A 25,074-nucleotide genomic window follows, 5' to 3' on the forward strand; every position below is an offset into this window, starting at 1 on the left:
CAGGCGCGACGGCCGGCACCTCAGAAGCTACTTCCTCGCCCCCGCAATCGCATCCAGCAGTGGCGCCGGATCGAAGCGCACCGGGTCGGTGCACGGCAGGCCGGTCTCCTTCGTGGCGGCTTCGCACGCCGCCCGCGCGGCAGCATCATCAAGATCGTAGGTGTTCATCGCGATGCCGATGACCTTGGTGGGATGCACCGCACCACCGATCTCCTCGTACCACTTCACATACTGCGACAGCGGCGGAATCCGCAGCCAGCTCGCCTGACGATAGTCGCCGATGTATTCGCGCGTCGCCTGGTGACAGAGAATCATCGCATCGGGACAGGAGCCGTGCAGCAGGCCGAGCGTCACCCCGCTGTACCCCGGGTGATTGATGCTCCCCTGCCCCTCAACGAGCACCACGTCGGCACCCTCGGCGCCGCGCACCGTGATCTGCTCGGCCGCACCAGCGATGAAGTCGGCGACGACAGCATCGACACCGATCCCCCACCCTTCGATCATTATCCCGGTCTGGCCAGTCGCCACGAAATTGGTCTTGATGCCGCGCTCGTTGAGCTTTCCCACGAGCTGCAGCTGCGCCGTCATCTTGCCGACGTTGCAGTCAGTGCCCACCGTGAGAACGCGCAACGCCTTGGTCCCCTTCGCCAGGCCGCTCGCAATCGGCAGGTTCGCCGGCGGGCGACGAATATCGGTGATGCTCCGCCCCGCCGCCTTCGCGGCCTCGGCAAGCTTCGGATCATCATTGAGGAAAGTGTGCAGTCCGCTCACAATGTCGCAGCCGGCAGCGAGTGCCTCGCGCAGCCACTCGCGCCACTCGTCGGGGAGGCGTCCGCCCGCCGGCGCGATGCCGATGAGCACCGAGTTCGCACCGTGGTCGAGCCCTTCGCGCATCGAGGCGACGACCGGGATGTCGCCGCCGAAACCGAGCACCTGCTGCGCCGTCTTGCCGGCGTTCTGCCGGTCGAGCACCGCTACCACCCGGTCGGGCTGGTAGCGGATCACCGAGTTTGCGGTCTTCGATGTCATCGGGCCGAAGTCACCATCGGCCACAATCAGGTGACGCAGCACGCTCACGACTTCCCCTCGCCGCCACCCTGGCCGAGCTGCTTCGGTGCCTCGGTGGTGCCGGACTTGAGCGCGCCCATCCGCGCCTTGAGCTCGAGCAGCTGCTGATCCGAAGAGCCGTGGTATTCGAGCTGCTCGAATTCCTTCGCGAGCTTGTCGCCGGTGAACTCTTCCTGCAGTTCGGCCGCCGCGAGCGCCTTGCGCTCGTTGTTCTCGATCTTCTCCTGCATCCGCTCGAACGACTCGAAGGCACTCTTGTCGCCCATCCCCGACAGCGTCTCCTGAATCCGCTGCTGCGCCTCGGCCCGCCGCGCCCGGGCAACGAGGATGTTCTTCTTGCGCTTGGCTTCCTCGATCTTGTCGTTGAGCTGGCGCAGTGACGCCTTGAGCGATTCGGTCTCGCTCTTGCTCTTGACCCAGGTCTCGTGGAGCTGCTGCGCACCTTGCAGCGCCTCGTTGTAGCGCATCAGCGCCTGCTTCGCGAGATCGTCGCGGCCTTCCTGCACCGCGAGCATCGCGCGCCGCTCCCAGTCTTCGGACTGCTTCTTCATCGCGATGGAATCGGCCTCGAGCTTCTTCTCGTCGGCGATGGACTGCGCCACCTGCTGCCGCGCCTTGTCGAGCTGCGTACGCATGTCGACAATGAGTTGGTTCAGCATCTTCTCGGGGTTTTCGGCGCGCGAGATGAGGTCATTGAGGTTCGAACGCATCATCGTGGCGAAACGATCAAAGATTCCCATAACGATTACCTCTCCCCGAACGGCGCGAGTGCGCTCACGTGGGACGCAAGAGCCAGGGCGAGCGAATCGACGCTGGCCTCGAACTCGCTGAAGTCGAGATCGGACAATTCCATGGCATCGGTGAGGACGACGTGATCTCCCTCGATGCCGTACGACCCGTGCACCAGGTCATGGGCGTTGTATTCGAGCAGGCGCCGGCAGAGCTCGGCCGACTTGGTCGCGTCGGCGGGCAGTGGCATCACCCGGACGCGGAGGACCAGCACCGGCGGCGCGAAATGCACCACCAGCTCGGCGTCCTCGGGCGTCTTCACGCGCCACATATCGTGCGCGACCAGCTCGACCGGCAGGTCGAGTCGATCGAGATAGGCCTGCACGTCTTCACGTGATGTCATCGAACTTCCTCCAACCCGGGGGATCCGGGGGTAAGACGGGAAACGTAGTCCGGGCCATAACGGCCCGGCAATCAGGCCGGCGGGTTGCTGTCCTGCTTCGCCAGCAGCCGCTCCGAGAAGTCCACGCGCTCTTCCAGTTCGCCTACCCGGGCACGCAACTCATCGAGTTCGGCGTAGAGCTCGTCGGGCACCTGCGCGACCATATCTTCGGCGTCGATCTGGCTCCGGCCGGCGATCCGGTCGGCGAGTGCCTTGCCCAGCGGGCCGCGGAGCGCGTAGGCGGCGCCGCCGACCGCGATGAACCAGATCGGAATCGAGGCAGGGCCGAGCCGCTGGCTCACCTCGGTCAGTCCGCTGAAGAGAGCGATGACCGTGACGCCTACCAGAATGAATGGCCATCCCGATCCGCGATTTCGCCCGTTATCAACTCCCACGACCCACCTCCTTCATCGGCTCGTTCTGCACCTGCGCCAGCAACCGTTCTGTGAAATCGAGTCGGTCCTCGAGTTCGGCGATCCGGCCAAACGCGGCCTCCACTTCCCCACTCGTCAGTCCGTGCTGCTCCAGATACGCCAGGCGCGACTCGAGGTTGCCCTGCATCACGGCGTCGCCCTGACGATCCCCTTCAAGCATCCCGGCGAGCGCTTTTCCCACCGGGCCACGGAAAATCAACCAGAACAGCCCCATGGCGCCGCTGATGCTGATCATCGCCATGCGGGGGTCGCCCCCGCGGCGCGAGTCCAGCGTCACACTGGCAATGAACGCGAGCCCAGCGAGCCCCATTCCGAGCGCCAGGCCGACGCCAAGGAAACGGGAGAAGCGATTGCCGTTGCTCATTGGCGCTCACCCGGCGGGAGCGCTTCCCGCTCGCGTTGCGAGATCATCCGTTCGGTGAAGTCGAGACGATCCTCGAGCTCGGCCACGCGAGACTGCTCCATTGTCAGTTCGGCGATGCGCGCTTCAAGATCCTCCACCCGCATCGCAAGCTGATCATCGGCCGGGGGATCACCCTCGAGCATCTTGCCGACGGCCTTGCCGATCGGGCCGAACATCAGCGCTGCGAACAGGACGCCCCCCGTCAAGAGTGCGAAGACGGGCATCGGGTTGTCGATGTTGCGGCCTTCATCCATCACGAAGGCGAGATACATCAGCCCCATCGCCGTGACACCGAGCGTGAGCATCAACCCGATTCCGCGCGATCCTCCCTTGTTGCTCACGGCAGCCGCTCCTGTAGCGTAGGATCCACGCGCGCCAGCAGGCGCTCGGCAAAGTCGAGTCGATCTTCCACCTCGGCGAGTCGCGAGAACTGCGCCTCGACCTCTCCAGAGCTCAGGCCGCGCGTTTCCATATTCGAGAGTCGCGCTTCGAGTTCCTCGAGCCGCATCGTGGCGAGATCATCGCGCGGGCCGGCCTCGAGCATCCCCTTGATGGCCTTGCCGACCGGGCCGAAGAGCAGCGAGCCGAAGATCGCCGTGCCCAATGCGAGCACGAAGATCGCCATCCCGTCGACCTCGCGTGGGACCTCGCGATGCATGTAGGGCTCGGCCACAGCGAACACGAACACCAGTGCCATCGCCGAGAGGCCGAGCGCCAGCACCATGCCCATGAAGCGCGAACCACGGCCGCTCACGGTTCACCTGCCGTCATGTGGCCTTCACCCTTGGTGAGCATCCGCTCGGCAAAGTCGAGCCGCTCTTCCACTTCGGAGAGTCGGGTGAACTGCGCCTCGACTTCGCCGGAGGTGAGGTTGCGCTGCTCCATCGATGCGAGTCGCGCCTCGAGATCTTCGACCCGCAGCGCCAGTTCCTCGTCGTGCTCGTCGCCCTCGATCATTCGTCCGAGCGAGCGGCCGAGGGGGCCACGCAGTGCGAACCACGACACGGCACCACCACCGGCGAGCGCCGTGAGGAGGTACTCGAAGCCTCGGCGACCGGGTTCATCGATGGCCCATGCGACGAACACCATGCCCATCACCGCCATGCTGATCGCGATCACCATTCCTGCAATGCGGGAGTTTCGCATACTCACCCCTCCCCTGCCGGGAGTGACGACTCGGTACGAGTGATCATCCGTTCGGCGAAGTCGAGCCGCTCTTCGACCTCGGCGAGCCGGTGGAACTGGGCTTCGACTTCACCCGATGTGAGGCCGCGGGTCTCGAGATCCGCGAGTCGGGCCTCGAGGGCCATGACCCGCTCGTCACCCGGGCCGGTCTTGGCATCGATGCGTCGGGCGAATGCCTTGATGATCGGCCCCATCGCCGACCAGAAGGCAAACTGGCCCAGGCCCATCGCAATCCAGAAGGCCAGATCGCCGATGCCGTCGCCCATCAGGCCCCTCCCTCACGCGGCAAGCGGATGACATCCTCCCGTTGTGCCAGCAATCGTTCAGCAAAGTCGACGCGCTCTTCCAGCTCCTGCATCCGCGCCACCTGCCCTTCGAGATCACCAACGCGCTCGCGCAGGTGATTCACTTCATCAATCAGATTCGGATCCATCGCGCCGGCTTCGTGCCGCCGCGCCCACGCGCGCGCCATCGGATAGAGCAGGATGCAGGCGATGATCGCGACCAGCGACATCACGATGACTGGGGCGAGCCACTCTGGCGGGCCGGCCGAGCCCGTGTCGACGACAATCCGGCCGAGGTCCGGCGGCGGAACGGGGGCCTGTGGTGCGGGAAACTGGATCACGATCCCCCCTGGTGGGCGTCTTCACGCCCCTTGGCGAGCAAGCGCTCGGCAAAGTCGAGCCGTTCGTGGACTTCGAGCAATTCGGCGCGCGCCTGATCGACATCGCCACGCAACTGCTCCATCTCGGCGGAGAGCTCTTCGAACTGTTCGCGAGTGGAGGCACCCTTGTCGGCGCCACTGTTGTGACGAATGGCGTCGGCGATCGCGAGCCCGATCGAACTCTTCGACACCACCACGACGAGTGGGATGCTCAGCGCGATGATCGGAATCAGTAGCGCGTTCATTATTGCCCGCCCCGGGCAGCGGCATCCTGAGACTCGTCGCTGCCCTTCGACAGCAGCCGTTCGGCGAAGTCGACTCGCTCCTGCAGCTCGGAAACATCAGTGCGGAGACGGTCGAGCTCGTCATAGATCTCGTGATCGACTTCGGGAGGCGGGAGCTGCTGGACCCCGTGGCGGAGACGGTCGGCAATGGCCCGACCCAGTGGCGAAAACGACAACCCGACGACGGTCGCCCCACCGAAGATCAGTACAATCGCCAGAATGTCTTCCACGGACGGCCTCCGGATAGAGGGAACGCCCCCATTTACGGGGGCGCCTGCGAGAATGTTTCAGCCAGAAACGACCGGATCAGCTCCCCTTGCGAGGCTTCAGCTGGACCAGCCGCTCACGGGCAAGACGCCTTCCGGTCGGGGTGGCCGCAAGCCCGCCGCCCGCGGTCTCCCGATAGCGGACGTCCATATCGCGTCCGATCTGCCCCATGGTATCGACCACTTCGTCGGCGGGGATCGGGAATTCGACGCCAGCGAGGGCCATCTCGATCCCGGCGAGCGCCATCGCCGCGCCGGTCGCGTTGCGGTAGACGCACGGCACCTCGACCAGACCGCCGAGCGGGTCGCAGACCAGACCGAGGGTACCCTGCATCGTCACTGAGACCGCGTGGATGGCTTGCCACGGTGTGCCACCGAGCAGCTCTACCCCGGCCGCTGCCGCCATTCCTGCCGCGGCGCCGGTCTCTGCCTGACAACCGCCTTCGGCGCCCGAAAGCGAGGCGCGCACGGCGACGACGGCACCCACCAACCCGGCGGTGGCGAGGGCGCGTACCAGGTCAGCATCGGAGACATTGCGGTGCTTCGACAGTGCCAGCAACACGCCAGGGAGCACGCCGGCGCCACCGGCCGTGGGCGCCGCGACAATCACGCCCATCGCGGCGTTGACTTCCTGCACCGCGAGTGCGGCAGCCAGCGCATCGGTGAAGATGGTGCCGGCGAGCGGACCCTTCGCATTGGCGAGCTTGGCGGCGTCGCCACCGACCAGCCCCGACACCGAGTAGAGATCTCCCACCAGCCCGCGCTCTACCGCGCCACGCATCACCGCGAGCGCACGCCCCAGAGAGTGTTCCACCTCTTCGCGGGTGCGCAGCCCTTCGGAGACTTCCGACTGCAACGCCAGCTCACCGAGCGAGATTCCCTGAGCGGTCGCGTCCGTCGCGGCTTCAATCAGCGAGTCGTACATCAGGCCACCCGATCGACGACGCGAATGGTCTTCACCGCCCGCAGGGCGCGGATTCGCTCGACTGCCGCGTCGCTCGGAGGCGAGTCGAGTTCGTAGACGTGAATGGCATCGCCACCCTTCTGCCGCCGCGACACCCGCATGGTGGCGAGGTTGACGCTCTGCTCAGACAGGGCCGTCGCGACGTTGGCGACAATACCCGGCTCGTCGTGCGCGACCACGACCATCGTGGTGTAGGAGCCGGTGACATCCACCGGGAAGCCGTCGATCGCCGTGACGAGGATGCGGCCGGCACCGAGTGACGAGCCGACCATCGTGGCGCTGCGTCCGTCACGCGTCACGGTGATGCGCGTCGTGTTGGGATGGTGGTCGCCGCGCAGCTTGACGTTGTCGAAGGTGATCACCATCCCGGCAGCGGCCGCGGCTTCGAGAGATTCACGGAGCCGTTCATCGTCGGGCTGAAATCCGAGCAGTCCACCGGCGATGGCGCGATCGGTCCCGTGCCCCGTGCCAGTTCGCGCAAAGGAGCCGTGGAGTTCCACCTTTGCTGTATCGGGAGTCCCGCCCACCAGGGCACGAGCGATCAGGCCCAGACGACAGGCGCCGGCCGTGTGCGAGGACGAGGGGCCCACCATGACCGGGCCGATGATGTCGAGCAGTGAGACCATAGGTGTCAGACCAGTTCTGCCGATTGGATTGCTTCCAGCGAGACGCCGATTTCGGTGTCGTCGTTGTGGAGCGGTCGGAGGAAGACTTCGTGCGCCGTGATATGGAGATCGACCACCGTCGGAACGCCGTGCACCTCGGTACCGTCCCGCAGCACCAACTGGACCGGAAGCTCCTGTCCGTTGGCATAGCGCAGGGTTTCGATGATCAGATCGAGCGTCATCGCGAGCTCCTGACAGGGATACTGGTAATGTAGCGGGAAATCGCTCGCCCGGGCCTCAGCCCAGGCCGCTGGCGAGGGCGCGCTTCAGGAATCGGCCGGTGTGGCTCGCTTCGACCAGCGCGACCTGCTCGGGCGTTCCCTGGGCCACGATGTTGCCGCCCCGGACGCCGCCCTCGGGGCCCAGATCAATGACCCAGTCGGCCGTCTTGATGACGTCGAGGTTGTGCTCGATCACCACAACGGAATTCCCCTTCTCCACCAGCCGGTGGAGCACGTCGAGCAGCAACCGGACGTCTTCGAAATGGAGGCCGGTGGTCGGCTCATCGAGGATGTAGAGGGTGCGACCGGTGTCGCGCTTGGCGAGTTCGGTCGCGAGCTTGACGCGCTGTGCCTCGCCGCCCGAAAGCGTCGTCGCGGGCTGGCCGAGATGGAGGTAGCCGAGCCCGACATCGTTGAGCAGTTCCAGTCGCTCGGCGATACGACCCTGGGCCGAGAAGAAGTCGAGCGCGTCCTCCACGGTCAGTTCGAGGACGTCGGCAATGCTCCGCCCCTTGTAACGCACTTCGAGGGTTTCGCGGTTGTAGCGCTTCCCCTTGCACACCTCGCACGGCACGTAGACGTCGGGGAGGAAGTGCATCTCGATCTTCACGAGTCCATCGCCCTGGCACGCTTCGCAGCGACCACCCTTCACATTGAATGAGAAGCGGCCCGGCCCGTACCCGCGGATCTTCGCCTCGGGCAACTGGGTAAAGAGTTCGCGAATCGGTGTGAAGAGCCCCGAGTAGGTGGCCGGGTTGGACCGTGGCGTGCGACCGATCGGCGACTGGTCGATCTCGATGACCTTGTCGATGAGGTCGAGCCCCTCGATCCGCGAGTGCGCACCCGGAAGCACCTTGGCCCGGTAGAAGTGCCGCGCCAGCGACTGATAGAGAATGTCGGTCACGAGGGTCGACTTGCCCGATCCGGAGACGCCGGTCACGGCGACGAAGAGCCCGAGCGGCACATCGACATCGAGCTTGCGCAGGTTGTTCTCGCGCGCGCCCACGACCCGCAGCCGCTTGGCCGGATCGCGTTGACGACGCACGGCCGGTACCGGAATCCGGAGTTCGCCGCGCAGGTATCGTGCGGTCAGCGAATCGGGATGCTTGAGGATCTCGTCGATCGTCCCCTCGGCCACGACTTCGCCACCGAAGCGTCCGGCGCGCGGCCCCAGGTCGACGATGTGATCGGCGGCGCGAATGGTGTCTTCGTCGTGTTCCACCACGATGACCGTGTTGCCGAGATCGCGCAGCCCCATCAAGGTCTCGAGCAAGCGCTCGTTGTCGCGCTGGTGCAGGCCGATGCTCGGTTCGTCGAGAATGTAGAGCACGCCGACGAGGCGCGAGCCGATCTGCGTCGCCAGCCGGATGCGTTGTGCTTCACCGCCTGAGAGCGAACCGGCCGCACGACCGAGCGTGAGATACTCCAGTCCGACATCGCGCAGGAAGGAGAGGCGCTCCACGACTTCCTTGAGGATCGGCCCGGCAATATCCGGATCGACCGCGCCGGCCTTGCCACGACCAACCGGGATCTTCTCGAAGAATGAGACCGCATCATCGACCGAGAGATCAACCACATCACCGATGCTCTGCTTCGCGATGAGCACCGACAGCGATTCGGCCTTGAGGCGCTTGCCGTGGCAGACGGGACACGGCATCTCGACCATGTACCCCTCGAGGTCGTGCCGCACGGCATCGCTTGAGGATTCCTTCCAGCGCCGCTCGACGTTGGTGAGGATCCCCTCCCATTCCCCTTCGACCTCGCGCCCCCGGCCACCTTCGGCGGCATAGGTGAGCTTCTTCCCCGGTGCGCCGTGGAGCAGGATCTTCTGCGCCGCTGCGGGAATCTTCTTCCAGGGCGAGTTGAGATCGAACTTGAAGACCCGTGCCAGCGTCGGCAGGACCACTTTGCGCAGGTAGCCACTCGGCTCGCCCCACGGCAGCACCACGCCCTCGAGGATCGAGATGGTTGGATCACCCAGCACCAGTTCGGCGTTGGGAATGCGCGAGGTGCCAACGCCGTGGCACTCGGCGCAGGCACCGAATGGTGAATTGAACGAGAACTGCCGCGGCTCGAGCTCAGGGAGCGAAAGCCCGCACGTCGGACAGGCGAAGCGCTCGGAAAACATCGTGCTCTTGCCACCCGGATGACGCACCACCTCGGCGACCCCTTCGGCCACACGCAGCGCGGTCTCGAGCGAATCGACCAGGCGCGAGCGATCTTCGCTTCGCACCACGAGACGATCGACGATGACCGCGATGTCGTGGTTCGATCGACGCGCGAGCGCAGGTACATCGGCGAGGTCCATCGTCTCGCCATCGACGCGGACGCGCACGAAGCCCTGCTTGCGCAGGTCCTCGAAGAGTTCGCGGAATTCGCCCTTGCGTCCCCGGACCATCGGTCCGAGCACTTCGATCTTGGTGCCCTCGGGCCAGCCGAGCACAGTGTCGGCAATCTGCCCCGCGGAGGAGCGGGTGATCGGAGTGCCGTCGTTGGGGCAGTGTGGCACACCAGCACGCGCCCAGAGGAGGCGCATGTAGTCGTACACTTCCGTCACGGTGCCCACAGTGGAACGCGGATTCTGACCGGTGGTCTTCTGCTCGATCGAGATCGCGGGCGAGAGTCCCTCGATCGCATCGACGTCGGGCTTCTCCATCAGTCCGAGGAACTGCCGGGCATACGCCGAGAGTGATTCGACGTAACGACGCTGACCCTCGGCATAGATGGTATCGAAGGCGAGCGACGACTTCCCCGACCCCGAGAGGCCGGTGAAAACGGTCAAGGCATTCCGGGGAATCCGGACGCTGACATTCTTGAGATTGTGCTCGCGGGCACCGCGGACGACGAGAAACTCTTCAGCCATAGCCCCGAATGGTAAGGTGGTAGGGGAAACGCGAGCAACGCGGACCCTTCCGAGAAGGCCCGAGCCTTGCTACAAGAGGCCTCCATGCGCCAACGCCCCCCCTCCATGAGAGCCCTCGCCGGGGTCGCGGTCCTGACGGCCTGGGCTGGCACCCTTGTCTGGCTCGGGATCCGCACCACCGGCCAGACGGAAGCCACCACCCTCTCGAATGAGGCGTCGCTGCGGCTTTCTCCCACCGCCGGGTGGTTTGCGGTCTACTCCGGTGACGAACAGATCGGCAGTGCCGGCGTCACCCTCGACACCCTCTCGCCGGGGTACCGGATCAGGGAAACGGTGACGCTCGAGTTGTCGGGCGAGGGTGCCTTTCACCGTGCAACCCGCCTTACCGAAACCCGACTGGGCGCGACCCTCGCCCTCCAGGATGTTCGGTCACGCTACTCCTTTGGCGCCAGGCAGGTCGAATGGACCATCAAGCCCGGGGCAGATTCTGCGGTCGTCGGTTACGGCGCCGGGTCGATCCTCGTCACCGCGCGCTTCAAGCCAGCGACCCCTGGAGTCACCCTGGGGGCGATGCCCTATCGGCTGGCGCTGACCGGTGGCCTGAGTCAGGGTCGGTCGCGCCAGATGCTCCTCTATGGCGGCTGGCCACCTTCGGCCCGGTCTGGACTCATCAAGGTCGGGCGTGATTCGACCGTGGTCTTCGCGGACAGCGCCCAGGCCGACAGTGCCTCAGGACGATTCGTCGAAGCGCACCGCGATTCGGTTCGTGCCACCGAGGTGCTGATCGACTCGCCATTGGGGCCATACCGGCTCTGGGTCGATGCGCGCGGTGGCATCGCCGGCCTCGACTGGCCGCTTGGGGTGCACTGGGTGCGATCCGATTTCGACATTGCGGTGCAACAGTTCCGACGCGATGCGCGCGCCAGGCCTGCCGCCATCACGAATGCACTGGGCCAGCTCTCACCTCTCGCGAGTCCGGGCAACCGACCGGATACGGCAAGCGGCGAGCGCCACTTTCGCGTCGAGCGCCGCGACGGGCGCGCGGTGAGTGGCGTGATGCTGGTCTACCTCAACGGTGGACGGCAGCTGATGCGCGGCGGTGTGCTCAACGTGCTTTCGGTGTCGTTGCCCGGCCCGCGCAGCGCCGGCATCGACCGCACCTACGACCCGCTGGCGCAGGAACAGGCGCCGGAGATCCGGGCACTCGCCAAGGAGATCCTCGCCGGTGAGACCGGCGGCGAGGCGCTGCTGCGCCTGGTGAGTGCCATTCCGAAACTGGCCACCGTTGACACCGCTGTCTCCGCAGCCGACGATGCACTCAGCACACTCATGGCGCACCGGGGACGCCCGGACGGTCTGGCACGGCTCTATGTCGCGATCGCCCGGGCTGGCGGAGTGCAGGCGCGCTACGTCGTCGGCGTCGCGCCCCGAGGGGAGACACTCTTCACCCACGCGTGGGCCGAAGTGTGGGATGCTGCGAACAACTCCTGGTTCGCTGTCGACCCGGTATTCGGGCGCCCCGTGGCAGGCGCAGGATTGATCCGGATCGGCTATGCTGGATCCAGTCACCCGGATGATCTTCGTCCGATACTGGCGCAGGCCAAATTCACCCTACTCGATTCGACGGAGGCGCCGTGATCGTATTGCGCGGCGTAGTGAAGAAGTACGGCTCGTTCGCAGCGGTGAAAGGGATCGACCTCGAGATCACCAAGGGCGAACTCTTCGGCTTCCTCGGCCCCAACGGCGCCGGCAAGACGACGACGATGCGGATGATCGCCGGGATCCTGGCGCCCACGGCCGGCACCATCGAAATCGGCGGGGTCAACCTGCTACGCGATCCGATGGGTGCCAAGGCAAAAATGGGGTTCATCCCCGATCGCCCGTTCGTCTACGACAAACTCACCGGCGCCGAGTTCCTCCGTTTCACGGCAGCGCTCTATGGCGAGGATGGCCCGGATCTCGAGTCGCGGATCGACGAACTGCTGACCCTCTTCGAACTCGACCGCTGGAAGCATGAGCTCACCGAATCGTACAGTCACGGCATGCGGCAGAAGCTGATCATCTCGAGCGCGCTGGTGCACCGCCCCGAGGTGATCGTCGTCGACGAGCCGATGATCGGCCTCGATCCGAAGAGCGCCCGGCTGTTGCGCGAACTCTTCCGCCGTTTCGTCGACCGGGGCGGCACCGTGCTGATGAGCACCCACACGCTCGAGATCGTCGAGGGGTGGTGCGACAGGATCGGGATCATCCGCCAGGGTGAACTGGTCGCGTGCGGGACGCTCGATGAACTCCGTCACGACGCTTCAGCTCACGGCGCGGGACTCGAGGAACTCTTCCTTCGTCTCACTGGTGAACACGTCGACCACGACCTCGATGCCATCCTTGGCTGAGGACGCACGACCGAAGCAGCCCGGCTTCGCCACGCTGACGTCACCCAAGTGGCGCAGCGCGCTCGCGCGGTTCCGCCGCCGACCGGGTGACGCTCCACGGGGCCGGGGCATTCTCCTCTTCGTGGCCGCTGCCCTCTTCTTTGCGGCCGCGTTCTACATCGCGTGGCGCGTCGTCAGCTACTTCAAGGGCGTGCCGGAAATCGGCACTCCGCTCGCCGGCAAACTCCTCGGGATGGCATTCCTCTCCTTCATCTCGATTCTGCTGCTGTCGAATCTCGTCTCGTCGCTGTCGACATTCTTCCTCGCGAAGGACCTCGACATGCTGGTCGCGGCGCCGGTGGACTGGGGTCGCTTCTACCTCGCCAAGCTCGGCGAAACCATCATCCACTCGTCGTGGATGGTCGCCCTGCTCGCCGTGCCACTGCTCGCCGCCTACAGTGTGGTCTGGGGTGGCGGCTGGCTCTTCCCGATCGTGGCCATCGGCGCGCTGTTGCCGCTGTTCATCATCCCGGGCGTGATCGGCTCGGCCGTGACGATGGTGCTCGTCAATGTGTTTCCCGCACGACGCGCGCGGGATCTCCTTGGCCTCGTCACCATCGTCGCCGTCGGTGCCCTGGTTGTAGCGCTGCGACTCCTCCGCCCCGAACAGCTGGCGCGCCCCGAGGGATTCCAGTCGCTGGTCGATTTCATCGCGGTGCTGCGCACGCCCAGCTCGGCGCTGCTCCCGAGCGAGTGGGCCAGCAGCATGCTGATGAACTGGCTGACGCGCGTGGGCGACCCGCTGCCGATCGCCCTGCTCTGGACCACGGCAGGTGCATTCATCGTCATCGGGGCGTCGATCCACCGCCGGCTCTATGTGTCAGGCTTCGCGCGGGCGCAGGAGGGCGCGGAAGAGTTCGTCCGTGGTGCGCGCTGGGACGGCATCGCGCGGCGGTTCCTGCGTGGCATGTCGCCGATCCGCCGGGAGTTCATCCTCAAGGACCTGCGGCTCTTCTTCCGCGACAGTACGCAGTGGAGCCAGCTCATCCTGCTCGGCGTGCTGGTGATGGTCTACCTCTTCAACATCCGGGCGTTGCCGCTCTTCACCGGCGAACAGGTGCCGCTCCTCCTGGTCACGTTGATCGTCTTCCTGAATCAGGGGCTGGCCGGCTTCGTGATTGCGGCCGTGGCCGCGCGCTTCATCTTCCCGTCGGTGTCGCTCGAGGGTCGCCTGCTCTGGCTGTTGCGGTCGAGCCCACTCGATCCTGGGACCATGCTCCGGAGCAAGTACCTGGTCGGCGTGCTGCCGCTGCTGCTCCTGGCCCTTGGGCTCACGATTACCACCAACACGCTGCTTCGCGCCGACACCTTCATGATGCTTGTGAGCGTCGGTACCGTGCTCGGCTATACCCTGGCCATTGGCGGCCTGGCGCTCGGGATCGGGACGCTCTATCCGCAATTCGACAGCGAGAATGCGGCGCAGATACCGACTTCGTTCGGCGGGCTGGTGTTCATGCTGCTGGCGGTGGCGCTGCTCGCCGCGGTCGTCATCATCGAGGCGCTGCCGGTGATCCAGCACCTGCGCGCGACGCAGGACCATACTGGTGGCGGGCCCGACGCCCTGGGCTGGGCCTGCCTTGGTATCGTGGCGGTGCTTTGCGCATTGGCCGGTGTGATTCCACTCGGCCTGGCCCGGAAGCGACTGCTGCAGCTCGAAGCCTGACGCGGATTCCCGACCCCGCGCGCACTCTAAGGTCACTCGGCGACAACCACCCACTCCCGAATATGCCAACTGCGACCCGGCACCCTGCCTGGTCGCAGTTGCCGTTTCACTCCGGGAGGATGCGATGTTCCGCCGCCTGTCCTGTTTCACCGCAGTGGTGCTGTTCGGCGCCTGCGCCGATCACGACACCACGACCCTGCCCCACACCCCGCTCGCGAGCCCTGCTGCGCCCACCGTCGCGATGACGGCGCGGGAGCGGCTCGCGATGCGCCTGGCGACCGCGCTCGCCGACCCGTCCACTCGCGCGACGCTGGCGCGACGACTCGCGCGATCACATGCACCGGAAGGGAAGCTGCAATTCCAGGCGCTGGTGCGCGCCGACGAAGGCGCTCTGCTCGCGACGCTCGCGCGGCAGGGGGCGACGAGCGTCAGCGAGCTGCTGGCCGACCTCACCGCCGCGCGGAATCTCGAAATCTACCTGCCGGTCGAAGCCCAGCGTGCCGCGTGGCACGGCAGCACCGACTACCTCGTGGCAACTCAGGAACGGGATGGCGATGCGCCGGTCGCGTTCGATGCGAGCGGTCGACGCTCGGTACTCGACGCCGCACGCCCGCCGGCAACGCCGGTGATCGCACTGGTGCCTCAGGAGACCGACTTCACCAGTGGACGACCCGCGCTCGCCATGAGCTGCTATGACATGTGCACGCCGAGCGAGGGTGGGAGTGGCGGGAGTGGCGGCGGCGGCACCAGCGCCCCGGCCGGAGCCACCGGGCTGATGCTGACCCAGAGCCACTTCGACGACTACTACGAGAGCTGGATCAAGGGGAAGCCCGAGTTCGAGTATCACGTCTATGGGGTGGGAGATGGCGGCGAAGCGGTCCAGCTTGCCTGCACCGGGGAACACAGCGGCGGGAGTTACATCTGGGACCAGAATGAACTCGACTGGCGCGGCAGCGCGATGCTGCTCACGGAAAGCGATCGCGCCGCCTACGAGACCAGGCATCCCGGCTCGCCGGTGCGCATCGTCGCCTACGAGGACGATGACGAAGCGTGCGTCCCGCGCGTCGACGGGAGTCGCGTCACCACACTGCTCTCCGCGGTCGACGCGGCCTACAAGTCGGTCACCAGCGGCAAGGTCGAGCCGTGGCTCTATCGCGGCATCAAGGCAGCACCATCAGTCTTCGCGCTGCTCCGCGCCGTGCGCAACATCATCACCACCAGCGATGACCTGATCGGCACCGCTGTCGAAGCCACCGTGGCCGGCAGCGCCCCGGAGGGTGCCAACTGGACGATCAAGACGGATGGGACGCGGACGACGGGGTGGTTTACGACGGTGTATCAGCACTGAAAGATGATGGATGATGGATGATGGATGATGGATGATGGATGACAGATGACGGATGACGGACGGAACGGGTCGCCGTCGGCGAACCAGCAACCCACTTCGCGCCCCTCCCTTCTCCATCATCCATCATCCATCATCCCAATTCACTCACCCCGTCGCGCATCCGCAGCTCTCGCAGAATTTTGCGTTGGCAGGGAGTCGGGCGCCGCATTGGGTGCAGAACGCCCCACCTGTCTGCGTCGCCACACGCTCGGCAATCAGCGCCTCGACCCGGTCGCTCGCGACCGAGTCGTCGGCGAGGGTCACCAACGCCGCTGCAGTGTAGCGAGCGTGGAGCGAGGTATAGTCGGCATCGGAGAGCTTGCCGGTGGCGCGGTCGAATTCGATCTCCTTGAGCGCCAGGAGCGCCTGACCACGCGCCGTTTCCTCAGGCTCCGGGATGTCGGCGAGTTCGGGTGCTGCAGCGGTGGGAAAGAGAATCGGCTCGAGTACCAGCCAGAGCAGTGCCGCGCCGACAACCCCGGCTGCAATCGCTTCAAGCAGGATCACGAGTCAACCTCATCGAGCGCACGACGGAGCCGCTCTAGCGAATCCGCATCGGGCGCGGGCGCCGGGGCCATCGCGAGTGCCTCATCGGCCTTGGCGGCGGCGAGCACCGTCTCGCCCCGGCGGCGCGAGAGCCACGCCGCGAGCGCGAGGCCCACGGCGGCCACGGTGAGCCCCGGCACCAGGTACCCTGCCAGGTTGAAGCCGGTGGGCACCGGCGCCATCAGCATCTTCTCCCCTTCCCGCGCCACGAACGACGCCACGATCTGTTCCGGCGTCTGCTTCGCGAGCACCATCGCCACGATTTCCTTGTGGAGCGCTGGCGAGTAGGTGCAGGTGAAGTCCGTGGTCCGGCAGGTGTAGATGTCGAGGGTGCAGCCGCAGGTGCAATGGAGTCGGCGTTCGATGCCGAGCACCGTCGGGTCGTTGTCCATCGCGGTGATCGCTTCCTGCGGTCGACCGGCGAGCCACGGCTCCGCCAGCCGGTCGGCGGCAGCAATCGAATCCTTGGGAAGAACCTTCATCACGTCCTGTCCGAGGAGCTGCTGCGCCGCAAGCGGCACCGCGAGCATCGCTGCGCCGCCGAGGAGTTCCCGTCGGGTGAGCGGCCTCATTCGGCGACCCCGGCGAGCGGTACGGCGTATCCTGCCTGCACTGCCGCCCGGCGACGCGGTGTGCGCACCTGCGCGCCGCCCGGCCACATCGTGATCAGGCCGCCAAGGGTCAGGATGGCCCCACCGATCCAGAACCAGACCACCAGCGGGTTGATGAGGATCGTGAAATTCGCGCGCTCGGTGCCATCGGGCGAGGAGCCGTAGACCACGTAGAGATCTTCGCGCAGATCAGTGCGGATGCCGACTTCGGTCGAAGGCTCGAACGTCGGATTGCCGAACGAATCGATGTGCTGGCGCTTCTCGGAGGTAATGGTGCCGAGTCGCTTGCCATCACGCGAGACATCCAGGGTCGCGGCCGACACGCGCCGATTGAGCGCGGCGTACTGCGACACGCCGATATGCGTGAGCTTGTAGATCGAACCGTAGGGCGAGCGCACCGTGGTGCTCTCACCCGGCGAGAGCGTCACGCTGGTCTTCACCTGAAACGCGAGTCCCGTGAACGCGACGAAATAGACGACCACACCGATGTGCACGATGTAACCGCCGTAGCGCCGGCGATTGCGGGCGACGAGGTGCCCGAGCGCCAGCAAGGGTGATTCGGCGTGCATCGTCATCCGGGCGCGAATGCCGCGATAGAACTCCTGCAACACCGTCCCCACCACGAAGCCCGCGAGCGCCAGCGTCATCAGCGGATAGCCGTCGTGCAGACCGCGCGCGTAGGCGATCCCGCCGGTCAGCAGGAAGGCGGCCGTGGGCACGATGAACTGGCGTCGCAGATTCGCGGCCGACGCCTTGCGCCACGCGATGAGCGGGCCGACACCGGTGAGGAAGAGCAGGAAGAGGCCCAGCGGCACATTAACGCGATTGAAGAAGATCGGACCCACCGAGATCTTCACGCCGCGCACCGCTTCGGAGACGATCGGAAAGAGCGTGCCCCACAGCACCGAGAAGGCGATGCCGACCAGCGCCAGGTTGTTGAAGAGGAACGCCGCCTCACGGCTCACCAGCGACTCGAGCTCGACATCGGCCTTGAGCGACGGCCAGCGGGTGTACAGCAGGGTGAACGAGGCAATCGCGGTGACGAGCAGGAACGCGAGGAAGAACGAGCCGACATCAGACTGGGTGAACGAGTGCACCGATGCGATCACCCCCGAGCGAGTGATGAAGGTGCCGAACACCGAGAGCAGGTAGGTGCCGAGCATCAGCGACAGGTTCCAGCGCTTCAGCATCCCGCGCTTTTCCTGGATCATCACCGAATGCAGGAAGGCCGTCAGCGTGAGCCACGGGTGGAACGAGGCATTCTCCACCGGATCCCAGGCCCAGACGCCACCCCACCCCAGTTCGACATAGGCCCACCACATCCCGATGGTGATCCCGATCGAGAGGAAGAGCCACGAGGCGAGAGCCCACTTTCGCATCGCGATGATCCAGCCGGCATCGAGCGTGCGCGACAGGAGCGCCGCGATCGCGAACGCGAACGGCACGGTCAGCGAGATGTAACCGAGATAGAGCATCGGCGGGTGCATCACCATGCCGGGATTCTGCAGCTGCGGATTGAGGCCGCGGCCGTCCGGTGGTGTGAACGCGAGGCGCTCGAAGGGATTCGCGTGTTCCCCGAAGAGCATCACCGAGATGAAGAACGCCGCGACCAGCCCGGTCACGCCAGCGACATACGGCAGCAGGTGTTTGTGTCGCGTCGACGTCAGCGCCTGCGCCAGCGCGCCGAAGATGCCGAGCACCACGGCCCAGAAGAGCAGCGAGCCCTTCTGTCCGGCCCAGAACGCCGAGATCAGGTAGTAGTCGGGGAGATTGCGCGAAGTGTACGACGCCACGTACTCGATATTGAAGTCGTGGGTGAAGATCCCCTTCCAGAGGGCAGCGGCAGCGACGAGGAGCGCACCACAGATCGCGTAACTGCCGCGGGTAATGCTGAGCGCGAGGGCCGGGCGATCGTGCCAGCGCCCGAAGAACGCGAGCCCCGCGCTCCAGAGGCCGAGAAGAAAAGCCGCCCAGAGTGCGAACGATCCAAGCAGGGTCATGGGATGCTCAGGCCTTCTTGCCTTGTGCGTCCCACACGGCTTCGTACCGCGAGCCGCACTTCGCAATCACATCGGTAGCGTGGAAGACGTGGTCTCGGCCGAACTTCCCCTCGACGACGACATCGATGTCGTTGGCGTCGGTAAAGGTGTCGGGCACATCACCAACATAGGTCACCGGAAAGGTCTGGCCGCCGTCGCTGATCTTGAAGTCGACGCGGCGTGCGCTGGGGTCGCGACTGATGGACCCGCGCACGACCTTGGCACTCACCTTGAGACCGAGATTGTAGAAGGTGGAATCCGCCGTGGTCTTCTCGACGAGTTGTGTCGGCGTGAGGAAGTAGGTTCCGGTCGCCTTGACGCCTTCCGAGATCAGGAGCACCACGGCCCCGACGATCACCACCGCCCCGAGGGCAAAGCGCGTTCCCGGCTTCATGAAGAACTCCTTAGTGACTGCATCCCGAAAGATACCCCACCACTGCTGACGATGCAGTGCCGGAGCGTTACGCTTCCCCGGCCCACGTCAGCGCGGCACGCACTGCCCGCCGCCATTCGCTTCGGCGGGCTTCGCGCCAGGTGGAGTCGCTCTTTGGATTGAAAATGGTGATACCACCCAGTGCGGCCGCCGGTGGCAGCGCCCCGCCGATACCGAGGGCGGCGAGCCGTGCGGCGCCATAGGCCGTGAGTTCCACTCCGGCCGGTCGCTCCACCGGTAGGCCGAGCAGGTCCGCCTGGGTCTGCATCAGCCAGTCGTTACTTGCGGCCCCACCGTCGACACGCAGCGTGGTCACACCACCCATCGCCTCGACCAGATCGCAGGTGCCGTGCGCGATGGCCTCGAGTGTCGCGCGTGCGATGTGCGCCCGCGTGGTGCCACGCGTCAGGCCGGTGATCGTCCCGCGCGCTTCGGCGTTCCAGTACGGAGCCCCGAGTCCGGTGAAGGCGGGTACCAGCACGACACCACCGCTGTCGGGAACGCTCGCCGCGAGCGCGGCCGTGTCGCTCGCCCGTTCGATGAGACCGAGTCCGTCACGCAACCACTGCACCGCCGCACCCGCGACGAAGACGCTTCCCTCGAGCGCCCACCCGATGCCGCCACTCGCGTTCGCCGCAATCGTCGCGAGGATGCCATCGCCGGGAACTGGCGGGAGATCATCCCCGGTGTAGCGCAGCAGAAACGCGCCGGTGCCATAGGTGATCTTCGCCGCCCCCGCTGTCACGCATCCTTGCCCGAAGAGCGCGGCCTGCTGATCTCCAGCGAGGCCAGCGATCGGGATCTCGGTTCCGAACCATTCCGGCAGCGTCACTCCCACTACTCCCGCGCTGGGCACCAACCGCGGCAGGATTTGCGGAGGGACTCCGAAGAGTTCGAGCAGGTCGGCATCCCAGGTGCCAGTGCGCAGATCTGCGAGTAGCGTGCGCGAGGCGTTCGTCGGATCAGTGACGTGGAGTCCGCCAGTCAGCCGGGCGACCAGCCAGCTTTCCACTGTGCCCACGGCGAGTTCTCCCGCGTCGGCCCGTCGCCGAATCACCGGGTCGGCCAGCAGCCATTCGAGTTTCGTCGCCGAGAAGTAGGGATCGAGGAGGAGGCCGGTGCGCTGGCGGAGGCGTGGCTCAAGGCCGCGTCCGCGCAGTTCGGCACAACGATCGGCGGTACGTCGGTCCTGCCACACGATCGCCCGGCCGATCGGCGCCAGCGTCGCGCGATCCCAGAGCACCAGCGTCTCACGCTGGTTCGTGATGCCGATCGCATCGATGGCCATCCCGGCCGCGGCAATCGCCTCCCGGGCCGCCCCAACCGTGGCCTGAACCAGAGATTCCGGGTCGTGCTCCACCTGCCCGGGAGCCGGGAAGAACTGGGGTATTTCGCGGTAGCCCCGCCCGGCGACCGAGCCATCTGGAGCGATCACGAGGGCGGTCGATCCGGTGGTGCCCTGATCGAGGGCGAGAATGGTCGGCATCGGAAGAAGGTACCGTCTCCGGGGGTGCCCCGCAGGCCGCACCGAGGGCCCCGATCCGCTATTTTACAGGGATGACCTACACCACCCTTCTGTACGCCAAAGCCGAGGACGGAATCGCCACCGTCACGGTCAATCGCCCCGACAAGCTGAACGCCCTCAACGCGACGGTGATCAGCGAACTCGCCGCCGTCGCCGAGGCGATTGCCAATGATCGTTCGGTGCGTGGCGTGGTACTCACTGGTGCCGGGCCGAAGGCGTTCGTTGCCGGGGCCGACATCAGTGAACTTGCCATGGTCGATGGCGCGAGCGGTGCCGATCTCGCGGCCCGTGGTCAGGCCGCCTTCCGCGCGATCGAGCAGCTTGGCAAGCCGGTGATCGCGGCGGTCAACGGCTTCGCGCTTGGCGGTGGCTGCGAGCTCGCGATGGCGTGTCACATCCGACTCGCCTCGCCCAACGCCAAGTTCGGTCAGCCCGAAGTGAAGCTTGGCCTGATCCCCGGTTACGGCGGCACCGTGCGTCTGCCACGACTGGTTGGTCGTGGTCGCGCGCTCGAACTGCTGCTGACCGGCGCCGTCATCGACGCCGAAGAAGCCGCGCGCATCGGCCTGGTGAACCGGGTCGTGCCGGCAGAGCTGCTGCTCGAGACGGCGCACACAATGGTGCGCACCATTCTGGCGCAGGGGCCGCTCGCGGTGGCCCTCTGTCTGGAGACCGTGGATCGCGTGCTCGACACGACCATCGACAATGGCCTCGCGATCGAGGCGTCGATGTTCGGCCGTGCCTGCGCGAGCGACGACAAGCGCGAAGGCACGGCAGCGTTCCTGGAGAAGCGTCCCCCGGCATTCCGCGGGGAATAGCAGCGATGCAGGCGGCGACGCTCCTGGTGCGGAGTTTCCGTAACCTGGCGGACGCCGTGCTCGACCTGCCGGCAGAAGGGGTGGCACTGGTCGGCCCGAACGGCCACGGCAAGACGAACCTGCTCGAGGCACTGGCGTACCCGGTGCTCTTCCGCTCGGTGCGGGGCGCGGCCGATCGCGAAGTGGCCCGATTCGGTGGCCCGGGCTTTCACGTCACGGTGACGCTCGCCAATGGCAGCGAGATCGCGACCACGTGGAGCAGTACCACGCGTCGGAAGCGGATCGTGCTCGATGGCGAAGAGCAGGCGACCATCACCGGTGCACTGGGACGCTGGCTCGCGGTGGCTTTCCTGCCGACCGATCTCGCGCTGGTCCAGGGGGGTGCCTCCGAACGACGCCGGTGGATTGACCGGATGCTGTCGCTGGCCGATCGGGCCTATCTTGATGCCCTGCTCCGCTACCGCGCCGCACTGGCACAGCGGAACGCGGCGCTCCGCTCGGGGGATGCGCGGGCGGCCGAGGCGTTCGATGCTCCACTGGCGCGCAACGGGGTCGAGATCGTGCGGCGGCGGATGGCCTGGGCCGACGGGGCGGCCGGTCCGTGGCAGGCAGAGCTGGATGCGCTGGGTGAGTCGGCGGCCGTCGTGCTGCGGTATCGGGGCGATGAGGCATTGACTGATGGCGAAGCCTGGACGCAGAAGCTTGCCGCCGCGCGGCCGCGTGACCTTGCCCGCGGACAGACGCATGTCGGGCCGCACCGCGACGACCTGGTGCTCCAGCTCGGTGGTCACGCCGTTCGCGATTACGGCTCCACGGGGCAGCAGCGATCGACCGCGATCGCAATGCGATTGCTGGAGCTCGAGACACTCGCCACCGCACGGGGCGTGCGACCGGCGCTGCTGGTCGATGACGTCTTTGCGACGCTCGATGCGACGCGTCAGGCTCGACTGGCGGCCCGGCTCGTGGCGAGACCGGGACAGCGGATCGTGACGGCTCCGCGCGCCGAGGACGTTCCGAACGAGCTGTTGCTGCCGCGATGGCGCGTGGAGGATGGTGTCGTGACGCAGGGGATGTCGTGAGGCGGCGAACCGGATCGCCCGATATCAACGCCCCGGCGCGACCGGTGCCGTTTGCCGAGGCGCTGGCGTCGTGGGTGAAGCGCACCGGTTACGCCAAGCGGCTCGACCTGGCGGTCGCGGTCGACGCCTGGCCCGATGCGGTCGGGCCGCAGATCGCCGCGGTGACCAAGGCGCTGTCAATGACGCCCGATGGCACCCTGATGGTGCGGGTAGCGACCCACGCCTGGGCCACGGAACTGGGATTGATGACGCCCCGCATTCTGGCGCGGGTGAATGGTTCGAAGAAAGGCCGAGTGCAGCACATTCGATGGCTGGTTGGTCCGCTGGATCAACCCTGAACGTTTCGTAAGCGAGGCAGCATGGCGAAGGAAGAGAACGGCGCGAACGGCAATCACGATTACGGCGCAGACAGCATCACGGTCCTCAAGGGCCTCGAGGCCGTCCGCAAGCGTCCCGGGATGTACATCGGGTCCACCGGTGAGAACGGCCTCCATCACCTCGTCTACGAGGTCGTCGACAACTCGATCGACGAAGCGCTGGCGGGTCACGCCAGCCGGATCGACGTCACGATTCATCGCGACAACTCGATCACCGTCACCGACGACGGTCGCGGCATTCCCGTCGACATCCACCCGACCGAGGGAATTCCCGGCGTCGAACTGGCCCTGACGGTGCTCCACGCCGGCGGCAAGTTCGACAAGAATTCCTACAAGGTCTCGGGCGGCCTCCACGGCGTCGGCGTCTCCGTGGTCAACGCCCTGTCGGAGAAGCTCACGGTCACGGTCGACCGCGAGGGAGCCCGGCACCAGATGTCGTTCGTCCGCGGGCACACCACGCAGAAGCTGACCGTGATCGGAATGGCGGCGGGCACCGGCACCACGGTGCACTTCAAGCCCGACCCCGAAATCTTCAACGTGCTCGAGTTCTCGTGGACGACGCTGGCCGACCGTCTGCGGCAGCTCGCCTTCCTCAACGGTGGCATCAACATCATCCTCACCGATGAGCGGGACGAAATCCCGAAGACCGAGACCTTCTACTTCAAGGGCGGTCTGGTCGAGTTCGTGACCTGGCTCAACCGGAACAAGAAGACGCTGCACCCCAAGCCGGTGCACTTCTCGGCCACGCGTGATGATGTCGATGTCGACATCGCCTTGCAGTACGAGGAAGGCTATAACGAGAACACCTTCACCTTCGTGAACAACATCAATACCCACGAAGGCGGGACCCACCTCACCGGCTTCCGCTCGGCGCTCACGCGCACGATCAACGAAGTCGCCAAGAAGTCGACCGCGATGAAGAAGGAAACCTTCACGCTCAGCGGCGACGACGCGCGCGAAGGACTCACCTGCGTCCTGCATGTGAAGGTCCGCGAGCCGCAGTTCGAAGGGCAGACCAAGACCAAGCTCGGCAACGGCGAGGTCGAGGGCATCGTCCGCGCCGTCGTCAACGAGCACCTCGGGCAGTTCCTCGAGGAGAATCCGGCGGTGGGCCGGGCGATCGTCGAGAAGGCGGTGTCCTCGGCGCGCGCGCGTGAGGCGGCCCGCAAGGCTCGCGATCTTGTCCGCAAGAAGTCCGGCCTCGAGAATGCGGTGTTGCCGGGCAAGCTCGCTGACTGCTCGCTCGACGACCCGTCGCTCTGCGAGATCTACCTGGTCGAGGGTGACTCGGCCGGCGGCTCGGCCAAGCAGGGGCGCAACCGCTCGTTCCAGGCGATCCTGCCATTGCGCGGCAAGATCCTGAACGTCGAGCGGGCGCGGATCGACAAGATTCTCGGCAATGAGGAAATCCGCGCGATGATCACGGCCATCGGCTGTGGTGTGCGCGAGGATTTCAAGATCGAGGAGGCGCGCTACCACAAGATCATCCTGATGACGGACGCCGACGTCGACGGCGCCCACATCCGGACGCTGCTGCTGACCTTCTTCTTCCGGCAGATGCCGGAGCTGATCGAGGCGGGCTACATCTACATCGCACAGCCGCCCCTCTACCGCGTCGCGAAGGGGCGTGAGGAGTACTACGCCTACACCGAGGAAGAGCGGGACGCGTTCGCCAAGCGGCTCGAGAGCTCCAAGGGCAACGTGATGAGCCAGCGCTACAAGGGTCTCGGCGAAATGAATCCCGAGCAGCTCTGGAAGACCACGATGGACCCGGACGCCCGCACCATCCTCCGGGTGACCCTCGAGGACGCCGTCGAGGCATCGAAACTCTTCGACGAACTGATGGGCGACGACGTCGAACCGCGACGCCTGTTCATCGAGGCGAACGCGAAGTTCGTGAGTGTGCTGGACGTGTAGGAAGACGGATGACAGATGACAGATGACGGTTGACGGATCATTGGTGGATGATTGTCACCCTG

The 25,074-nt window shown here is 66.0% G+C and carries 29 protein-coding genes; 8 read left to right on the forward strand and 21 right to left on the reverse strand.

Features of this window, described 5'->3' with window-relative positions; translation table 11 throughout:
- Positions 1-27: 27 nt before the first annotated feature.
- The 16 genes from V4558_01285 to uvrA form a co-directional block, all read right to left on the reverse strand.
- Positions 28-1,077 carry a DUF1611 domain-containing protein gene (locus V4558_01285; protein MES2304105.1) on the reverse strand — a complete coding sequence of 350 codons (1,050 nt, stop codon included), beginning with the start codon at positions 1,075-1,077 and terminating at the stop codon, positions 28-30.
- Positions 1,074-1,808, reverse strand: coding sequence for a PspA/IM30 family protein (locus V4558_01290; protein ID MES2304106.1), 735 nt, complete (start codon positions 1,806-1,808; stop codon positions 1,074-1,076). Before V4558_01290 ends, V4558_01285 begins: the two co-directional genes overlap by 4 nt.
- 5 nt (positions 1,809-1,813) lie before the next feature.
- A complete protein-coding gene (locus V4558_01295; protein ID MES2304107.1) occupies positions 1,814-2,200 on the reverse strand; it encodes a hypothetical protein in 387 nt (128 codons plus the stop codon).
- A 71-nt stretch (positions 2,201-2,271) separates the two neighbouring features.
- Entirely contained in the window at positions 2,272-2,634 is a 363-nt protein-coding gene (locus V4558_01300) for a hypothetical protein (protein ID MES2304108.1), read from the reverse strand.
- Positions 2,624-3,037 carry a hypothetical protein gene (locus V4558_01305; GenBank protein MES2304109.1) on the reverse strand — a complete coding sequence of 138 codons (414 nt, stop codon included), beginning with the start codon at positions 3,035-3,037 and terminating at the stop codon, positions 2,624-2,626. The genes V4558_01300 and V4558_01305 overlap by 11 nt, the downstream gene beginning before the upstream one ends.
- The gene (locus tag V4558_01310) at positions 3,034-3,417 is read right to left on the reverse strand and encodes a hypothetical protein (protein MES2304110.1); all 384 of its coding nucleotides are present in this window, start codon (positions 3,415-3,417) and stop codon (positions 3,034-3,036) included. The genes V4558_01305 and V4558_01310 overlap by 4 nt, the downstream gene beginning before the upstream one ends.
- Positions 3,414-3,830 (reverse strand): hypothetical protein, encoded by a 417-nt coding sequence (locus tag V4558_01315; protein ID MES2304111.1) that lies wholly within the window; start codon positions 3,828-3,830, stop codon positions 3,414-3,416. The genes V4558_01310 and V4558_01315 overlap by 4 nt, the downstream gene beginning before the upstream one ends.
- Entirely contained in the window at positions 3,827-4,222 is a 396-nt protein-coding gene (locus tag V4558_01320; protein MES2304112.1) for a hypothetical protein, read from the reverse strand. The genes V4558_01315 and V4558_01320 overlap by 4 nt, the downstream gene beginning before the upstream one ends.
- Before the next feature lie 2 nt (positions 4,223-4,224).
- Positions 4,225-4,527: a hypothetical protein gene (locus V4558_01325; GenBank protein MES2304113.1), complete on the reverse strand. Its 303-nt coding sequence runs from the start codon at positions 4,525-4,527 to the stop codon at positions 4,225-4,227.
- Positions 4,527-4,886, reverse strand: coding sequence for a hypothetical protein (locus tag V4558_01330; protein ID MES2304114.1), 360 nt, complete (start codon positions 4,884-4,886; stop codon positions 4,527-4,529). Before V4558_01330 ends, V4558_01325 begins: the two co-directional genes overlap by 1 nt.
- A complete protein-coding gene (locus V4558_01335) occupies positions 4,883-5,170 on the reverse strand; it encodes a hypothetical protein (protein ID MES2304115.1) in 288 nt (95 codons plus the stop codon). Before V4558_01335 ends, V4558_01330 begins: the two co-directional genes overlap by 4 nt.
- Complete coding sequence (locus V4558_01340; protein MES2304116.1) at positions 5,170-5,439, reverse strand: hypothetical protein; 270 nt, start codon at positions 5,437-5,439, stop codon at positions 5,170-5,172. The genes V4558_01335 and V4558_01340 overlap by 1 nt, the downstream gene beginning before the upstream one ends.
- A 76-nt stretch (positions 5,440-5,515) precedes the next feature.
- Positions 5,516-6,400, reverse strand: coding sequence for an L-serine ammonia-lyase, iron-sulfur-dependent, subunit alpha (gene sdaAA / locus V4558_01345; GenBank protein MES2304117.1), 885 nt, complete (start codon positions 6,398-6,400; stop codon positions 5,516-5,518).
- Entirely contained in the window at positions 6,400-7,065 is a 666-nt protein-coding gene (sdaAB, locus tag V4558_01350) for an L-serine ammonia-lyase, iron-sulfur-dependent subunit beta (protein MES2304118.1), read from the reverse strand. The genes sdaAA and sdaAB overlap by 1 nt, the downstream gene beginning before the upstream one ends.
- 5 nt (positions 7,066-7,070) lie before the next feature.
- Positions 7,071-7,286 carry a hypothetical protein gene (locus tag V4558_01355; protein MES2304119.1) on the reverse strand — a complete coding sequence of 72 codons (216 nt, stop codon included), beginning with the start codon at positions 7,284-7,286 and terminating at the stop codon, positions 7,071-7,073.
- Between the two features lie 55 nt (positions 7,287-7,341).
- Positions 7,342-10,188 (reverse strand): excinuclease ABC subunit UvrA, encoded by a 2,847-nt coding sequence (uvrA, locus tag V4558_01360; protein MES2304120.1) that lies wholly within the window; start codon positions 10,186-10,188, stop codon positions 7,342-7,344.
- Between the two features lie 105 nt (positions 10,189-10,293).
- Between uvrA and V4558_01365 the strand changes: the two genes are divergently transcribed.
- The 4 genes from V4558_01365 to V4558_01380 all read left to right on the forward strand — a co-directional run bounded on the left by V4558_01365 (position 10,294) and on the right by V4558_01380 (position 15,628).
- Positions 10,294-11,826: a transglutaminase-like domain-containing protein gene (locus V4558_01365; GenBank protein MES2304121.1), complete on the forward strand. Its 1,533-nt coding sequence runs from the start codon at positions 10,294-10,296 to the stop codon at positions 11,824-11,826.
- Positions 11,823-12,578: an ABC transporter ATP-binding protein gene (locus V4558_01370; protein MES2304122.1), complete on the forward strand. Its 756-nt coding sequence runs from the start codon at positions 11,823-11,825 to the stop codon at positions 12,576-12,578. Before V4558_01365 ends, V4558_01370 begins: the two co-directional genes overlap by 4 nt.
- Complete coding sequence (locus V4558_01375; protein MES2304123.1) at positions 12,562-14,280, forward strand: hypothetical protein; 1,719 nt, start codon at positions 12,562-12,564, stop codon at positions 14,278-14,280. The genes V4558_01370 and V4558_01375 overlap by 17 nt, the downstream gene beginning before the upstream one ends.
- 124 nt (positions 14,281-14,404) lie before the next feature.
- Positions 14,405-15,628: a hypothetical protein gene (locus V4558_01380; protein ID MES2304124.1), complete on the forward strand. Its 1,224-nt coding sequence runs from the start codon at positions 14,405-14,407 to the stop codon at positions 15,626-15,628.
- Positions 15,629-15,772: 144 nt separating this feature from the next.
- Here the strand turns inward: V4558_01380 and V4558_01385 are convergent, their stop codons facing one another.
- From V4558_01385 to glpK, 5 genes are all read right to left on the reverse strand, one after another.
- Positions 15,773-16,174, reverse strand: coding sequence for a zinc ribbon domain-containing protein (locus tag V4558_01385; GenBank protein MES2304125.1), 402 nt, complete (start codon positions 16,172-16,174; stop codon positions 15,773-15,775).
- On the reverse strand, positions 16,171-16,785 hold the full coding sequence (locus V4558_01390; protein ID MES2304126.1) for a cytochrome c-type biogenesis protein CcmH: 615 nt from the start codon (positions 16,783-16,785) through the stop codon (positions 16,171-16,173). Before V4558_01390 ends, V4558_01385 begins: the two co-directional genes overlap by 4 nt.
- The gene (locus tag V4558_01395; GenBank protein MES2304127.1) at positions 16,782-18,824 is read right to left on the reverse strand and encodes a cytochrome c-type biogenesis CcmF C-terminal domain-containing protein; all 2,043 of its coding nucleotides are present in this window, start codon (positions 18,822-18,824) and stop codon (positions 16,782-16,784) included. Before V4558_01395 ends, V4558_01390 begins: the two co-directional genes overlap by 4 nt.
- Before the next feature lie 7 nt (positions 18,825-18,831).
- On the reverse strand, positions 18,832-19,257 hold the full coding sequence (locus V4558_01400; protein MES2304128.1) for a cytochrome c maturation protein CcmE: 426 nt from the start codon (positions 19,255-19,257) through the stop codon (positions 18,832-18,834).
- A 67-nt stretch (positions 19,258-19,324) separates the two neighbouring features.
- Complete coding sequence (gene glpK, locus V4558_01405; protein MES2304129.1) at positions 19,325-20,782, reverse strand: glycerol kinase GlpK; 1,458 nt, start codon at positions 20,780-20,782, stop codon at positions 19,325-19,327.
- A gap of 71 nt (positions 20,783-20,853) precedes the next feature.
- Between glpK and V4558_01410 the strand changes: the two genes are divergently transcribed.
- Genes V4558_01410 through gyrB form a run of 4 tightly spaced genes read left to right on the forward strand, consistent with a single transcriptional unit; the run spans position 20,854 to position 25,012 of the window.
- The gene (locus V4558_01410; protein ID MES2304130.1) at positions 20,854-21,639 is read left to right on the forward strand and encodes an enoyl-CoA hydratase-related protein; all 786 of its coding nucleotides are present in this window, start codon (positions 20,854-20,856) and stop codon (positions 21,637-21,639) included.
- Positions 21,640-21,644: 5 nt separating this feature from the next.
- Positions 21,645-22,718, forward strand: coding sequence for a DNA replication and repair protein RecF (gene recF, locus V4558_01415; GenBank protein ID MES2304131.1), 1,074 nt, complete (start codon positions 21,645-21,647; stop codon positions 22,716-22,718).
- A complete protein-coding gene (locus V4558_01420) occupies positions 22,715-23,056 on the forward strand; it encodes a DUF721 domain-containing protein (GenBank protein MES2304132.1) in 342 nt (113 codons plus the stop codon). Before recF ends, V4558_01420 begins: the two co-directional genes overlap by 4 nt.
- 21 nt (positions 23,057-23,077) lie before the next feature.
- The gene (gene gyrB / locus V4558_01425; protein ID MES2304133.1) at positions 23,078-25,012 is read left to right on the forward strand and encodes a DNA topoisomerase (ATP-hydrolyzing) subunit B; all 1,935 of its coding nucleotides are present in this window, start codon (positions 23,078-23,080) and stop codon (positions 25,010-25,012) included.
- Positions 25,013-25,074: the final 62 nt, after the last annotated feature.

This window comes from Gemmatimonadota bacterium (assembly GCA_040388535.1).
In the GTDB taxonomy this organism is placed as follows: Bacteria; Gemmatimonadota; Gemmatimonadetes; order Gemmatimonadales; family GWC2-71-9; genus Palsa-1233.

Bases quoted from the DNA above. Each gene is read 5' to 3' on its own strand.
- V4558_01355 (MES2304119.1), bottom strand. From the start codon at position 7,286: ATGACGCTCGATCTGATCATCGAAACCCTGCGCTATGCCAACGGACAG.
- gyrB (MES2304133.1), top strand. From the start codon at position 23,078: ATGGCGAAGGAAGAGAACGGCGCGAACGGCAATCACGATTACGGCGCA.
- V4558_01290 (MES2304106.1), bottom strand. From the start codon at position 1,808: ATGGGAATCTTTGATCGTTTCGCCACGATGATGCGTTCGAACCTCAAT.
- recF (MES2304131.1), top strand. From the start codon at position 21,645: ATGCAGGCGGCGACGCTCCTGGTGCGGAGTTTCCGTAACCTGGCGGAC.
- V4558_01410 (MES2304130.1), top strand. From the start codon at position 20,854: ATGACCTACACCACCCTTCTGTACGCCAAAGCCGAGGACGGAATCGCC.
- glpK (MES2304129.1), bottom strand. From the start codon at position 20,782: ATGCCGACCATTCTCGCCCTCGATCAGGGCACCACCGGATCGACCGCC.
- V4558_01335 (MES2304115.1), bottom strand. From the start codon at position 5,170: ATGAACGCGCTACTGATTCCGATCATCGCGCTGAGCATCCCACTCGTC.
- V4558_01380 (MES2304124.1), top strand. From the start codon at position 14,405: ATGTTCCGCCGCCTGTCCTGTTTCACCGCAGTGGTGCTGTTCGGCGCC.
- V4558_01395 (MES2304127.1), bottom strand. From the start codon at position 18,824: ATGACCCTGCTTGGATCGTTCGCACTCTGGGCGGCTTTTCTTCTCGGC.
- V4558_01305 (MES2304109.1), bottom strand. From the start codon at position 3,037: ATGAGCAACGGCAATCGCTTCTCCCGTTTCCTTGGCGTCGGCCTGGCG.
- V4558_01400 (MES2304128.1), bottom strand. From the start codon at position 19,257: ATGAAGCCGGGAACGCGCTTTGCCCTCGGGGCGGTGGTGATCGTCGGG.
- V4558_01295 (MES2304107.1), bottom strand. From the start codon at position 2,200: ATGACATCACGTGAAGACGTGCAGGCCTATCTCGATCGACTCGACCTG.
- sdaAB (MES2304118.1), bottom strand. From the start codon at position 7,065: ATGGTCTCACTGCTCGACATCATCGGCCCGGTCATGGTGGGCCCCTCG.
- sdaAA (MES2304117.1), bottom strand. From the start codon at position 6,400: ATGTACGACTCGCTGATTGAAGCCGCGACGGACGCGACCGCTCAGGGA.
- V4558_01390 (MES2304126.1), bottom strand. From the start codon at position 16,785: ATGAGGCCGCTCACCCGACGGGAACTCCTCGGCGGCGCAGCGATGCTC.
- V4558_01365 (MES2304121.1), top strand. From the start codon at position 10,294: ATGAGAGCCCTCGCCGGGGTCGCGGTCCTGACGGCCTGGGCTGGCACC.
- V4558_01325 (MES2304113.1), bottom strand. From the start codon at position 4,527: ATGGGCGACGGCATCGGCGATCTGGCCTTCTGGATTGCGATGGGCCTG.
- V4558_01320 (MES2304112.1), bottom strand. From the start codon at position 4,222: ATGCGAAACTCCCGCATTGCAGGAATGGTGATCGCGATCAGCATGGCG.
- uvrA (MES2304120.1), bottom strand. From the start codon at position 10,188: ATGGCTGAAGAGTTTCTCGTCGTCCGCGGTGCCCGCGAGCACAATCTC.
- V4558_01375 (MES2304123.1), top strand. From the start codon at position 12,562: ATGCCATCCTTGGCTGAGGACGCACGACCGAAGCAGCCCGGCTTCGCC.